The following is a 13,576-nucleotide window of genomic DNA, read 5'->3' as shown; positions in this document are numbered from 1 at the left end:
AAAGCTACTGCCTTAATCCAATTAGTTGCGCAGAAACGACCTGGGGCAGGCACGTTCATGACACTGAGAGAATTTCAACACTAAAACTAAAGAAAAAGACTACAAACCGCTGGTTAAAACTCTGTATCAGTCTGAAAAAACAATCATTAGGTACTGCTACGCCCTTTTTAACCAGGAAACGGTTTAACGAACTTTTACATAAAACTTCCTCAAAAAACATACCCCACCCACCCCTTCATTCTTCTAAAATCAAAGCCCTTCAAATAGGTGCCTGGTAGCGCTTTGCCCAAAAGTTTTGCCTTCAACTAGGCTTTGAGTTTGCTCCTTTCTCTTTAACAGACCGTGTGCTGGCCCTTCAGGGCATAAAGGATATTGTTTGTGAAAGTACTTCATGCGATGAAATAGCCTGCAAAAGGCTTTTTCACTCTAAAAGTAAAATGTCGCACAGGTGTCAGGGCTTCAATGTCCGAATCAAGTTTGTCAACCTAACTACAATTCTAAAGAAGATTTATGAAGAAGAATCTACTAGTTACATGTTTGTTAGTGCTTTGCCTGCTTAGTCAGGTATGGGCTCAAACACGAACCGTAACCGGGAGGGTGACCTCACCAACCGGAGAAGGAATGCCTGGCGTTACGGTCCAGGTGAAAGGAACGGCCAACGCAGCACCTACTGATGCCAATGGAAACTACTCCATTCAGGTCCTGGCCTCAGGCGGAACGTTGGTTTTTACCTATATCGGGTACCTGAACCGGGAAGTGGAAGTGGGGAATCAGTCCACCCTCAACGTGACCATGGCCGAAGACTCCAAGCAGCTAGGCGAAGTGGTGGTGACAGCGGTGGGGATTGAACGCCAACGCCGGGAGGTAAATTATGCGGTGCAGGATGTAAAGGGCGAGCAGCTGGCCCAGAAATCTGAGCCCAACGTGGTGAACGCATTACAGGGAAAGGTGGCCGGGGTAGAAATCATTTCCTCCAGCGGTATGCCTGGCTCCGGATCCCAGATCTTCATCAGGGGGCTTTCCTCCGCCACAGGTAATAACCAACCCCTCTTTGTGGTAGACGGGGTGCCCATCAGTAATAACACCACCTACTCTTCTAACCCTACTGTGGGCGGAGCAGCTTACTCAAACCGTGCCCTGGATATCCATCCCAACGACATTGAGTCCATGACCGTGTTGAAAGGGCCCGCGGCCGCGGCCTTGTACGGAGCCCGGGCCAGTAACGGGGCCGTGATCATCACCACGAAGAGAGGCAAAGCAGGTGATACAGAGATTACGGTTACCTCTTCCTATAACATCCAGGAGGTATATGGATTGCCTAAGTATCAGAACGAGTACGGGCAGGGCACTAACGGGCGCTACAACTCCGCTTCTACAGACAGTTGGGGACCTCGCTTTGGCACTCCGGGGCTAGACTCAGTACCCAATGTGGCCGGTAATCCCATGAAAAATCTGGCGTATAGAGCGTATGAAGATAATGTAAAAGACTTCTTCCAAAAAGGACGCATCTGGGATAACGGGGTAACACTTTCCAGTGGGAGTGAGAAAATGCGGTACATCTTCAGTGTTAATACCACTAACCAGGAAGGGATTATTCCTAACAGTGGTTTAGACCGGTACACCTTACGGGCGGCAGGTAACGCTACCTTGGGGCGTGGCTTCTCGGTAGATGGCTCAGTGCTGTACGCAAAAACAAATCAGGAAGGGTCCTTGCAGGGAAACTCCGGTTCCAGCCCTTGGTTTACCCTGCCTTTTATACCCCGCAGCTTTGACATCAAGAATGTTCCCTACAAGTTAAGGGCAGGGGTGCAGGCACCTACCTTGTTTACCGAGCTGAACCGTGATAACCCTATGTGGAGTATCAATGAGTCTTTCTATGAAAGCGAGGTAAACCGGTCTATTGTGAGTGCCACCTTTAACTATAATCCTGAATTCTTCAAAGACTTCACGGCAACGTACCGGGTTGGACTTGATCAGTACACAGATGACCGGTTGCAGGCGTATGGGTATGGCTCCTACAACTCCAACGGAAATACGGCCACCAACCGGCGTGGGTCTCAGCTGTATGACAATATCGGCTTCCAATCCATCAACCATGACTTATTTGGGGTGTACCAGAAAGACATTACCCCTGATTTCAATGTCAGGGCGTTGGTAGGAACCCAGGTGAACATGGTAGACACCAGACAAAACACCATTAGGGCAGAAGATTTGGTAGTACCTGACTATTACAACCTGGCCAATCACCTTCCCACCACTACGTTCACCACCAACTTCAACACTGAAAGGCGTTTAGTGGGGGTTTACGGACAATTGGGGTTAAATTACAAAAACTGGTTGTTTACTGAGTTTACTGCCAGAAACGACTGGTCGTCTACTTTGCCAACGGCTAATAACAGCTATTTCTATCCATCGGTTAGTGTTGGGTTTGTGTTCACAGATGCGCTGGGCATTAGCAACAACATCCTGAGCTATGGAAAGCTGCGGGCCAGTTACGCCATGGTAGGCAATGACACCAACCCATACCTTACCAGTACCTATTATGTAACTCAAGGTTTTGGTAACAACGTGGCGGGGCTTTCCTTTCCTTTCAATGGTGCCATCTTAGCCTTCACCAGAAATGACCGCCGGGGGAACTTCAACCTCAAGCCAGAGAATAAAAAGTCATATGAAATAGGGGCGGAGTTCACGTTCTATGATGGCAGAGGTACCCTGGATGTAAACTACTTCAACAACAGTACTACGGATCAGATCCTGAACCTGACTGTGCCTGGCTCCACCGGATTCACCACCCATACCACCAATGCCGGTAGAATTGACAACAAAGGTTGGGAAATTGCAGCCAATGTTACCCCTATCCAATTTGAAGACGGGTTCCGGTGGGATGTCAATGCCAACTTCACCAAATTGGAGACCAAGGTAGTGGAACTTGCCCCAGGTCTGGACCAATTCACCTTGACCACCGGGTATATTGATCCTACTTCTGGCAGTAGCGGAGGTGGCTTCACGGGTCTAAGCCCCTTATTGCAGCCAGGCAAACCCTTCGGTGTTTTGCAAGGAACTACCTTTAGAAGAACCCCGGAAGGGAAATTGATCATAAATCCTACCAATGGCTTGCCTGTGGTGGACCCCAACCCCCAAATAATCGGTGACCCTAACGCAGATTGGTGGGGCAGTTTATCCAACACCATTTCATTTAAGGGGTTTAGTGTAGGGGCGATGGTGCAGTATGTACACGGCGGAGATTTCTATTCCAGACAAACCCAGATTGCCCGTTTAAGGGGTGTTTTGGAAGAAACTGCTGAAAACCGGGAGCAGCCCTACATGTTTGAGGGAGTGCTGGCCAACGAGGCCGGTGAAGCTACTACCACTCCAAACAACATTCAGATTACGGCCCAGCAATATTGGACCCACTTCAATAACGCCTCTGAGTTTGCCGTGTTTGATGCCTCAGTACTTAGGTTGCGGGAAGTAAGCATTGGGTACACCCTGCCCACTACTATTCTGACCAGGACTCCTTTCAAAGGCATCAATGTGTCTGTGACCGGACGCAACCTGCTTTTCTATGCGCCCAACCTTCGGCACGCAGACCCAGAGTCTAACCAGCTTGGTTCCAATACCAGGGGCTTTGAGTTCAACTCACCTCCTTCTGTGCGCAATTATGGATTAAACCTTCGCTTCACCTTCTAACCCTTCAGGAAACGTTGTTATGAAAAGATTTATAAGAGTTTCAAAGATCATGCTGTTGGCAGTAGGGTTGGCGGTGGTGAGTTCCTGTGATGATTTCCTGGATGTAAACACCAACCCCAACAACTTGCCTACTTCTGGCGTGCAGTACATCTTGCCGGGAGCCGAGCTGGGAGTAGGATTTGTGATGGGCAACACCGTTCAGTTGGTAAGTTCTCTCTGGATGCAGCAGATGGCGGGCACAGGTACCCAGTCAGACCCATATGACCGCTACAACATTGGCCCTGCTGACCTGAACAATGAATGGAACGCCATTTATGCGAATCTTCTGGATGATTTACGCCAGGTGAGGGTGCAGGGCAGAGAAGAAGGCAACTTCGTGCATGCGGGCATGGCGGGTGTTCTGGAAGCATATGTCTGGACGGTGACCACAGATTTATGGGGAGATGTGCCCTTCTCGCAGGCGCTTACCTTTGACGCAGCACCCAATCCAAACTATGATCCGCAGCAGGAGGTTTATGCCAGCATCATCACTATGCTGAATGAAGCCATTACTGACCTTGGCAAGACGAATGTGATAGCTGCTTCAGAAGGAGATCTTATTTATGGAGGGGTGGTGGATAAATGGATTAGAGTAGCCAACTCCATCAAGCTTAAAATCTATCTCCAGAGCCGGAAAAAAGACGCCGCTACTGCTACTGCCCGAATCAATGAACTGATTGCCCAAAACAGACTCATTACCTCCAACGCAGATAACTTCAACGTGCCGTTCTTTTCTTCATCAGGGGCGCAGAATCCTTTGTACATGTACAATCATTTAACCCGCCCCAACGACATGATTGTGAGTACGAGGTTCCTCGATTCCATGCAGGTGCTGAATGATCCTCGTTTACCCACGATCATCACCCAAACCGGCGGGAACTATGTAAGCTATGATAATGGACTGCATACGGTGCTGAACTTCGCTGCTGCTAACCGTTCTCGTTGGGGTTTGTACATAGTGGGCAGGGGACAAACGGCTGCTAACGGAACGGTTAACGTGGCAGTAGCCAATGATCAGGCACCTATGCGCCTTATTACCGCTTACATGGTCAACTATTGGCTAGCCGAGGCGGCCCTTACCCTGGGCACCACCGGCAACCCCACCACCCTGTATCGGCAGGCGCTGGGAACTAATTTCAGTGATATCTCCACTTTCCTGGGCCCCACCTATACTCCGGCCAACTTCAGTGCGAATGCCACTACCTACATCAACTCTAGGGTGGCGACCTTTACGGCAAACCCCACCACTGAAGGGAAGCTGAACGTGCTCATTCGGGACAAATGGGTGTCTTCTGCCGGAAACGCCTATGAAGCCTATAATGATTACCGCCGCACGGGCTACCCAAGGTTAGTCTTGCCACAGAATGCTTTGGCAGGGGTGAACCGAATTCCAACCAGATGGCCATATGTGCAAAATGAAATCCAGGCAAACAAGGAGAATGTGCCTCTCAGAGACTATCCAGCGGGCTTCCTGGTGCCAGTATGGTGGATGCAGTAATTAACAGACCTAAAACTTGAAAGATATGAAAATCGAAAAGATATACCTGAGTTTCTTATGCGTAGCGCTTCTTTGGTTGAGTGCCTGTGAAAACGATGAGTATGACGGCCTGACTGATCCCGACCCTATTCCGGCCGCGGCGATAACTTTTCCGCAGGCTGCTGAGGCAAACGGAGTGGCTCGCATGGAAGACAACGCCTACATCATCAAGCAGAACTCTATTGGGGCAGGGCAGATTTCTGTCCAGCTAAAGGTGCCGGAGGGTAGAACCATTCAGGAACTGACTAGTGTCACCGGCCAGCGTTACCGGAATGGCACGCCTACACCTCCTAACTTCAGCCCTACGGTTCCAACAGCAGCGGCCAGCCTGGCTCCAAATTCCGTCACCCGAAACACTCCGGGGAACCTTCCAACCACTCTCACTGGTGGGCCAGGCAATGTGGTTACTTACAACATTTCTACGGCGAACCTTCCGGCGGTTTTGTCAGATGCCCAGCTGCCCACATTAGCCGTGGGAGATGTGATCCGGTTGTTCTTCAGGGCGCGGGTAGACAATTCCCAGCAGGAGCAACGCGCCATTGAAGTTAGAGTGTACATCACCGGCTGATGCCAGCACTTCCAAAAACAGAAAGAGGGACCAAGGCGGTCCCTCTTTCTGTTTTTAAGCTGATTTCCGGGAAACAGGCCCAAAGCAATTCTGACGCAATACTAAGAACTTCACTAGATGAATTGCTCAATATCACCTGCGCCGGCCCGGATGATTTCATATTCGTCGTTTTCGCAGTTGACCACCGTGGAGGCCACGTTATTCCCGAACCCTCCGTCAATGACCAGGTCTACCAGGTTGCGGTATTTCTCGTAGATCAGTTCCGGGTCAGTGGTGTATTCCACTACCTCGTCCTCGTCATGGATAGACGTAGTCACAATGGGGTTGCCCAACTCGCGTACCAGCGATAAAGGAATGTTGTTATCCGGAATCCTGATTCCCACGGTGTCTTTCCGCTTGCCACCCAACTTAGGCACTTTGCTGCTCGCCTCCAGCACGAACGTGAACGGACCCGGCAAGGCCTTCTTCATAACTTTGTAGGTTTGGGTAGAGATTCTGGCGTAATCAGAAATATGGGTAAGGTCATGGCATATGAAAGACAAATGCGCTTTCGCCGGGTTCAAACCCCTGATTTGGCAGAGCCGCTCCACGGCGCGCGCATTGTGCAGGTCACACCCCAATCCATAAATAGTGTCAGTAGGATAAATCACCAACCCGCCTTTTCGTAGAATCTCCACTGCCTGCGCAATAGCTTTTTGTTGGGGGTTGTCTGGGTGAATCTTGAGTAGAGTAGCCTGTGCCATATGAATGAGTGCGAGAGTGTTTGAATGAGTGAATGAAGTCTATGGAATAGAAAACTGGGCGAGCTAAAACCTCAGGATTATCCTGCAAGTATTCTGTGCCATGCTTACCCATACGCTTGAATCAAAATTTGCGTTTTCAGGCCAGATTTCCAAAAGGAGACCCAAAGCGGAATTTGCCTCTTCTGGTACCTGAAGCTCCTGGCTTGAACCGCCAACATTCACTCCTGCAGGCAATCTCTCATTCACCCAATATTTTGTACCTTTGTCTCCTATGTCAGAACAAAACATACCTGCCAAACGCGGCCCCAGAGGACCGCGCAAGCCCTACAAGACTAGCAAATGGACCTATGTCCTGGTGGTGCTGATGTTCCTGTTTGTGTGCTTCTCTTACTACGCTTACCAGATTGTCTACACTGCTAATGTGGAAGTCAAAGGCGAACCGGTGTACGTGCTTATCCCGCGAGGAGCTACCTATGAGCAGGCCATGGACTCTATAGACTCTAAAAAGGTGATCATAGACCGCCTCTCGTTCCGGTTTATGGCCAAGTTGATGGACTACCCCGAACTGGTGAAACCAGGCCGTTACGAACTGAAAAACGGCGAAACCAACTACCGCTTGGTGGCCAAACTTCGGTCCGGCGACCAGGACCCCGTGAAGTTGACGTACACCAACGTGCGCCTCAAAAAAGATTTGGCCCAGAAGCTCAGCACTTTCATTGATTCTTCTCCCGCTGAGATTGATTCGCTGCTCAACAGCCCTTCTTACACCCAGAAACTGGGCTTTGACACTACTACCATTCTCACCATGTTCATCCCGAACACTTATGAGATGTACTGGACCACCTCGGCCCCGGAGATGATGGAGCGCATGAAAAAAGAATACGACAGCTTCTGGACCCAGGAGCGTAAAGCCAAAGCCAAGGATGTAGGATTGTCGCAGAAAGAAGTGTCCATTTTGGCGTCCATTGTGCAGGCGGAACAGTCCGTGCACGCAGATGAGCGGCCCCGCATTGCGGGCGTTTACCTGAACCGCCTGGAGCGCAACATGCCCCTTCAAGCCGATCCAACCGTGGTATACGCCACCGGCGATTTCACCATCCGGCGCGTACTCAACGTGCACCTGAGAACGCCATCGCCGTACAATACTTACCTGAATAAGGGTTTACCTCCGGGGCCCATCAACTTGCCGTCTATCACGTCTATCAACGCCGTCCTGAACCCAGAAAGCCATGAGTACCTGTATTTCTGCGCGAAGGAAGATTTCTCTGGATACCACGCGTTTGCCGTCACGGAGGCTGAGCACCGCCGGAACGCCCAACGTTTCCATGCGGCCATGAACCAACGAAACATCATGCGATAGCACAAGTGTTTTAAGGCAGTTTTCTTTAATTAGGTTTAAAATAAGGTGTTTCTTGGGTATCAATCTTATATGAGAAAAGCTGTCTCTTTACTTCTGCTTTCCTGGTGTTCTATTATGGCTGGGTGCGGACAAACTGAACAGAAAGCACCTGTGCCAGTTCCGTATGATGTTTTAAGTGCAGAGTTAGAGAAAATCCATGATGTGGACCAGTCTGTCCGCCAAGGATTTAATGATGTGAAGGAAGAGGATAGAAATGCTTTTTTTCTGAAAATGAGGCAGGTAGATTCGGTGAATCAGCTTCAGGTACAGAAAATTTTGCAGCAGTACGGTTGGCTGCCCAAAAGCAAGATAGGGAAGAAGGCATCTGACGGCTTGTTTTTAGTGGTACAGCACGCACCTTCTGCCGTGATAGAAAAGTACCTGCCAGAATTGCAGGAGATGGCACAGAAAGGAGAAGCAAGCAGAACGTCGGCAGCTATGATGGAAGACCGTTTGCTTATGTTTCAAGGCAAAAAGCAAATGTACGGTACGCAGGCAACTTCCATGAACCGGGAAGATGGTTCCAACGGCATCTGGCCAATAGCCGACAGCAAAAACGTGAACGCCCGCAGAAAAGCAGTCGGCTTCCGGGAAACTGTTGAGGAGTATGCTGTGCTGCTGAATGCCACGTATAACCCTACAGAAGAACTGCTGCATGCGGGCCGCATGATTCAGTAATGTTTCCCTGGCAACCCTAGATAAGAGTGAATGTTTGATCAGGGGCTTGTATGTTTTGGAGCCAGTTTTGTCTAAATAGCCCCAAAGCAGGTTTCATTTTATATTTATAGAATAAGAAAGACTTTGTTTACCTCAGAAGTACAGATACGCGTGCGCTACGCCGAAACAGACCAAATGGGTTACGTCTATTATGGAAACTACGGCGCCTATTATGAAGTAGCCCGTACCGAGACGTTCCGGCAGTTGGGCATCAGCTACAAAGAGATGGAGGCCGAAGGCGTAATGATGCCGGTGATGGAACTGCGGTGCAAATACATCAGGCCGGCGCGGTACGATGATCTGCTCACCGTAAAGCTTTTCCTGAAAGAGAAGCCCAAAGGCGCCCGCATCAAGTTTGAGTACGAAGTGTACAATGAAGCCCAGGAACTTCTGAACATAGGGGAAACCACCATGGTATTTGTAGACATGAAAAGCAACCGGCCCACGGCTATTCCCCGGTACATCCATGACAAAATAGATCCTCATTTTACGGCATGAGCGTTTCGCAGCACCTGGGCCAATACCGGTGGTACCGGCATTTGATTGTTTTCCTGAAGCGGTTGCGTTTTGGGGAGCAGCAGGTGTCTGTGTACCATGTGCTCAAGGTGATGATGGACGAGCTGAAAATGGACTCGCTCACTAAGCGCTCCTCGTACATGGCCTTCAACTTTACCCTAGCCATTTTTCCTACTATTATCTTTTTGTTCACGCTCATACCTTACATTCCGGTAGGGCACCTGGACCGTGATATCTTAACCTTGCTAGGAGACATCATGCCGTCTGAAATCTACGTGGTTGCCGCAGATACCATTGAAGACATCGTGAACAAACCTAGGGGAGGCTTGCTATCCTTCGGTTTTCTTTTTGCTCTGGTGCTGTCCACCAACGGCATCATGAGCCTCATGGATGCCTTTGACAAGAAATACAAAACCTTCCGCCGGCGTACGTACCTCCGCAAGCGGATGATTGCCACCCTGCTGACCATTGCTCTGGCGTTGATCTTGTTTCTGGCCATTGGCGCTATCTTCTTCGGGACGTACATTCTGGATGCACTGGTGTTCTATGAGATTGTGACGGAGTCGTTTACCTATGGCCTTATTGTCTCGGTGAAATATGTAGCTGTAGTGCTGCTGTTCTTCCTGGCCACCTCCATGATCTATTACTACGTACCGGCGGTGCATGACAAATGGCCATTTGTCTCAGCGGGATCCATTGTAGCTACTGTGCTCATCTTTTTGGTTTCCTGGTTGTTCTCGCTCTACATAGGCAAGTTTGATTCTTACAACAAATTCTACGGTTCTATTGGCGCCCTAATTGGTTTGATGGTCTGGCTCGATTTTGTATGCATGAGCTTGATTGTGGGCTTTGAGGTTAACATCAGCATAGATGCCTTAACCAAGCGTTTGGTGAAAGGAAAGGTGTAGCCTTTTGAGAGTCGTTTTGGTAAAACAGGTTAAAAGCACTTCTGTCTTCATTTTGGATAAGGCAGGCAAGGATTTTAGCTGAAAAAATATTTTGGAAGTACAGCGGTGACTTTCAAGGATTAAGGAGATGGATTGAAAAAATATCAGACTAATTTTAGAAAAATGCGTCTTTGCCTATTGACAGGTACACTTTCATCCATTACTTTTGTGTCACATTTAGAGAGATGGCAGAGTGGTCGATTGCGGCGGTCTTGAAAACCGTTGACCTTTGCGGGTCCGGGGGTTCGAATCCCTCTCTCTCTGCTTGAATATCAAAAGCCCTGTAAGTTTACTTGCAGGGCTTTTTGTTTTGGTCTTAATTCTCCAGAAGACCTTATTAGAAAATAACCATCTTGCAGCCCTGCCTGGGCTTAAAAAGCAACACATAAGACGTGTTTTGAAGTAGCAGCACCTGGTACGTACTAAAGCTTATCTGGAGAACAGGCGCCAAATCTACGTGAATTGTTGGCCAGAGCCATTGATCAAATGGAGGGAAGAAAGGATGAAGTTATGCTGGGTTAGCTCTCCTGTAACCTTATGGGTTTGGAAGCCGTTTTTGCCCGCAGTATGACACAAGAGTACAAAAACATCTTCGGCAAAGCTTTTTTGAATGTAACAGTTGACCGGGTGAACAGGTGGGTGCACACTGACTGGTTTGGCTACCTAACAGAGGACAATGTGCGGACGGGCGCGCTGGCGTACACGGAGGCCGTGAGGAACTCAGGCTTTACCTGTGTATTGAATGACACCAGCCGTGTGGTTGGGGGTTGGGATCACTCCCTCTCATGGGTGGTGAACGAGTGGAGTCCGCAGGCTGCCGTTGCAGGAGTGGAGCATTTCGCCCTTATTACTACCCCTGAGTCTTTTGCCGAGGTTACGGCTAATAATTTCTATTCTTCCATCACAGCATTTGAGGTACAGATATTTGACAGTTTGGGCAAAGCCCAGCAGTGGCTTCAGCAGTATTCCCTTAGGAAAAGGATCTTGAACAGGTAGGAAAAGACATTTTATGGAAGATCAGGTAGAGCTGAAGAGAGTTTTTGGGGATGTCTATTTCCGAGCCCGAAGGGATCAGAATACTTCCATTGTGTACGCCCACTGGTACGGCTCACAAGCGGTAGAAACTGTAAAGGCAGGTGGGTACAAGTTCCTGGAGATGATCAAGGAGAAACCCTACCGTAAGCTGCTCAACAGCAATGAGCATGTGATCGGGTCATGGGATTTAGCCTTGGAATGGGCGCAGAATGAATGGGCTCCTCAAATGAGGAAGGCAGGTCTTCGTTACTTGGCTTACGTAGTGCCCACAACAATTTACGCCAGCATGACCATGGAGATGCTGATTCAGCGGATTGACGATGAGTTCGAAATCAGAAACAAGGAGGCGGATGCCGAAGCATGGCTGTTAAGATAGTTAATCAGATTTTCCTCTCTCTATCTCCTCCATCACAATAGAGGCAAGATTTTCTAAAACTTTCTGCTCTGCCTGACTGAATGTTCTTGGCTCTTTGTCCACGATGCAGAGGGCACCAATGTTGAACCCGTCAGAGGTTTTAAGAGGTGCGGCGGCATAAAATTGTAAGCCAAACTCCCCAACTACCAGTGGGTTTGCCAGTAAGCAAGGCTCACTCTTGGCGTTCTCAAATACGGTAGGCTCATCCTTAAGAACTGCAAGGGAGCAAAGGCTGGTACCTCTGGGTATTGCTGGGGTTTCATCCAAGCCTGCACTCGCTTTTGTCCATACCACCTCGCTGTCCACCAGGTTAATCAATGCTATGGGCACTTCAAACATGCGGCTGGCCATAGCGGCAATGTGTTTAAAACGGCCTTCCTCTTGGTAGCCGCCTAAAATGTTTAGGCTGCGCAGTTTTGCCAGCCGTGCTTCTTCGTTGTCTGGGATGATTGGTAACCCGAAGGTGTTGTCCATTCTTTCTTTTCTTCTGTAAATTTAGCCTCACTGCCCACTGGTATTGGTGGGTACTGGACAAACAAAGGTACTTCAGTATTGAGTTCACTCATGACATGGTTTACCTGGCTATACCAGTAGTCTCTAGTAAGCGCTTAATAATCCTTTTGCCTGAGTTCTTCTGGAAGGCTTTTTTTAGAGGAATACATCTTTAAAACAACCACCTGCTGAAGACATACGGTGGCAAGACCTACTCAGTTTGGGACAGTTTATCTTACCTGTCCTTTAAAGAGGCATAACGTATACCCAGTCCCACCCCAACATGTTCCCTATCACTGGTAATGTGTAATGGAAGAGGGTGAGCGATATAAAACAAAACCATAGTACTTTCAGCTTGGAAAAGCTTTCTATTGTACTTTGTACGACTGAAGCTAAATTTTACAAAAGGATAGATAATGAAGAAAGCATCAACGTGTCTGTGGCTCTTGCTGATCATGATTTCCTGCGGATGCAGTGTGATACAGCCAGATATGAAGAAGAGCAGAGGGTTTGCTAAAGGGGCAGACATTGGCTGGTTGCAGCAGATGGAAGCAACGGGGTACAAGTTCTACGGAGACAATGGCAAGGAGCAGGATTGTTTCAAAATCCTGAAAGACCATGGCATCAACACCATCCGGCTGAGAACCTGGGTGAACCCCTCCGATGATCGGGCCAGCGGGTATAACAGCAAAAAGGAAACCGTGGCCATGGCAGTACGGGCGCAGAAATGGGGCATGCGGGTCATGATCAATTTCCACTACAGTGACAGTTGGGCAGAACCCGGAAAACAGAAGAAGCCTGCCGCCTGGGAAGGCCATGATTTCCCGCAGTTGCTGAAAGATGTCTATGACTACACCTATGATGTGATGACCGACCTGAAGAAAGCCGGAGTCACACCCGAATGGGTGCAGGTGGGGAACAAAACGCCCGGAGGAATGATCTACCCCGAAGGAAGCGTTGCTAACTGGTCGCAACTGGCCCAACTCATAAACCGAGGATATGATGCCATCAAAGCCGTAAGCCCCACCTCTAAAGTTATCCTGCACGTAGACCAGGGCAACAACAATAAGCGGTTTAGAACCTGGTTCGATAACGCACAAGCGCATGGTGCCAAATACGATGTAATCGAGCTATCCTATTATCCTTATTGGTTGACGGGAAAACCAGACTATACCCTTTCCATTGATGATCTGGAACACAACCTGAATGATATGGCTTCCAGGTACAACAAGGAAGTGATGGTGGTAGAGGTAGGCGGAGAAGACACTAAGCCTCAGAACACCTATGACATGCTGGTGGCCGTTCAGGAGAAAGTAAAAGCAGTACCAAACGGCAAAGGGCTGGGCGTAATCTACTGGGAGCCACAAGGAGCCAGAAGTTGGAGCAAGTACCCGCTTAGCGCCTGGGGAGATGATGGCAAGCCCACCAAAGCAATGGATGCCTTTCTGGTCAAATAAGTTTTGTCGGCAATAAAGGCA

The 13,576-nt window shown here is 49.0% G+C and carries 12 protein-coding genes and 1 tRNA gene; 11 read left to right on the top strand and 2 right to left on the bottom strand.

The window, feature by feature from the left end; translation table 11 throughout:
• Positions 1–510: 510 nt before the first annotated feature.
• From DC20_RS02410 to DC20_RS02400, 3 genes are read left to right on the top strand one after another with little or no spacing between them, the layout of a single operon-like run.
• Positions 511–3,690: a SusC/RagA family TonB-linked outer membrane protein gene (locus tag DC20_RS02410; protein WP_071885361.1), complete on the top strand. Its 3,180-nt coding sequence runs from the start codon at positions 511–513 to the stop codon at positions 3,688–3,690.
• A gap of 19 nt (positions 3,691–3,709) precedes the next feature.
• A complete protein-coding gene (locus tag DC20_RS02405; protein WP_083470218.1) occupies positions 3,710–5,227 on the top strand; it encodes a SusD/RagB family nutrient-binding outer membrane lipoprotein in 1,518 nt (505 codons plus the stop codon).
• Positions 5,228–5,252: 25 nt separating this feature from the next.
• Positions 5,253–5,834 (top strand): hypothetical protein, encoded by a 582-nt coding sequence (locus DC20_RS02400; RefSeq protein WP_062542363.1) that lies wholly within the window; start codon positions 5,253–5,255, stop codon positions 5,832–5,834.
• Positions 5,835–5,947: 113 nt separating this feature from the next.
• On the opposite strand, the gene DC20_RS02395 is transcribed toward DC20_RS02400, so the two are convergent.
• Entirely contained in the window at positions 5,948–6,577 is a 630-nt protein-coding gene (locus tag DC20_RS02395) for an L-threonylcarbamoyladenylate synthase (protein WP_062542362.1), read from the bottom strand.
• Positions 6,578–6,848: 271 nt separating this feature from the next.
• Here DC20_RS02395 and mltG point away from each other — a divergent pair, with 271 nt between their 5' ends.
• The 7 genes from mltG to DC20_RS02360 all read left to right on the top strand — a co-directional run bounded on the left by mltG (position 6,849) and on the right by DC20_RS02360 (position 11,567).
• Entirely contained in the window at positions 6,849–7,937 is a 1,089-nt protein-coding gene (gene mltG / locus DC20_RS02390) for an endolytic transglycosylase MltG (protein ID WP_083470217.1), read from the top strand.
• A 69-nt stretch (positions 7,938–8,006) separates the two neighbouring features.
• Complete coding sequence (locus DC20_RS02385; RefSeq protein WP_062542361.1) at positions 8,007–8,654, top strand: DUF6624 domain-containing protein; 648 nt, start codon at positions 8,007–8,009, stop codon at positions 8,652–8,654.
• Positions 8,655–8,777: 123 nt separating this feature from the next.
• Positions 8,778–9,191 (top strand): acyl-CoA thioesterase, encoded by a 414-nt coding sequence (locus DC20_RS02380; RefSeq protein ID WP_062542360.1) that lies wholly within the window; start codon positions 8,778–8,780, stop codon positions 9,189–9,191.
• The gene (locus tag DC20_RS02375) at positions 9,188–10,117 is read left to right on the top strand and encodes a YihY/virulence factor BrkB family protein (RefSeq protein WP_062542359.1); all 930 of its coding nucleotides are present in this window, start codon (positions 9,188–9,190) and stop codon (positions 10,115–10,117) included. The genes DC20_RS02380 and DC20_RS02375 overlap by 4 nt, the downstream gene beginning before the upstream one ends.
• A 218-nt stretch (positions 10,118–10,335) precedes the next feature.
• Positions 10,336–10,420: transfer RNA gene (locus DC20_RS02370), tRNA-Ser, on the top strand.
• Positions 10,421–10,723: 303 nt separating this feature from the next.
• Positions 10,724–11,152 (top strand): STAS/SEC14 domain-containing protein, encoded by a 429-nt coding sequence (locus DC20_RS02365; protein ID WP_062545756.1) that lies wholly within the window; start codon positions 10,724–10,726, stop codon positions 11,150–11,152.
• Positions 11,153–11,165: 13 nt separating this feature from the next.
• A complete protein-coding gene (locus DC20_RS02360) occupies positions 11,166–11,567 on the top strand; it encodes a hypothetical protein (RefSeq protein ID WP_062542358.1) in 402 nt (133 codons plus the stop codon).
• Here DC20_RS02360 and DC20_RS02355 read toward each other — a convergent pair whose 3' ends face one another.
• A complete protein-coding gene (locus DC20_RS02355) occupies positions 11,568–12,080 on the bottom strand; it encodes a GAF domain-containing protein (protein WP_062542357.1) in 513 nt (170 codons plus the stop codon).
• Positions 12,081–12,514: 434 nt separating this feature from the next.
• Here DC20_RS02355 and DC20_RS02350 point away from each other — a divergent pair, with 434 nt between their 5' ends.
• A complete protein-coding gene (locus DC20_RS02350; protein WP_062542356.1) occupies positions 12,515–13,555 on the top strand; it encodes a glycoside hydrolase family 53 protein in 1,041 nt (346 codons plus the stop codon).
• The last annotated feature ends 21 nt before the right edge of the window (positions 13,556–13,576 follow it).

The organism is Rufibacter tibetensis (assembly GCF_001310085.1).
In the GTDB taxonomy this organism is placed as follows: Bacteria; Bacteroidota; Bacteroidia; order Cytophagales; family Hymenobacteraceae; genus Nibribacter; species Nibribacter tibetensis.
The sequence above is the reverse complement of the archived record's forward strand: the minus strand, read 5'-3'. Positions and strand labels throughout refer to the sequence as shown.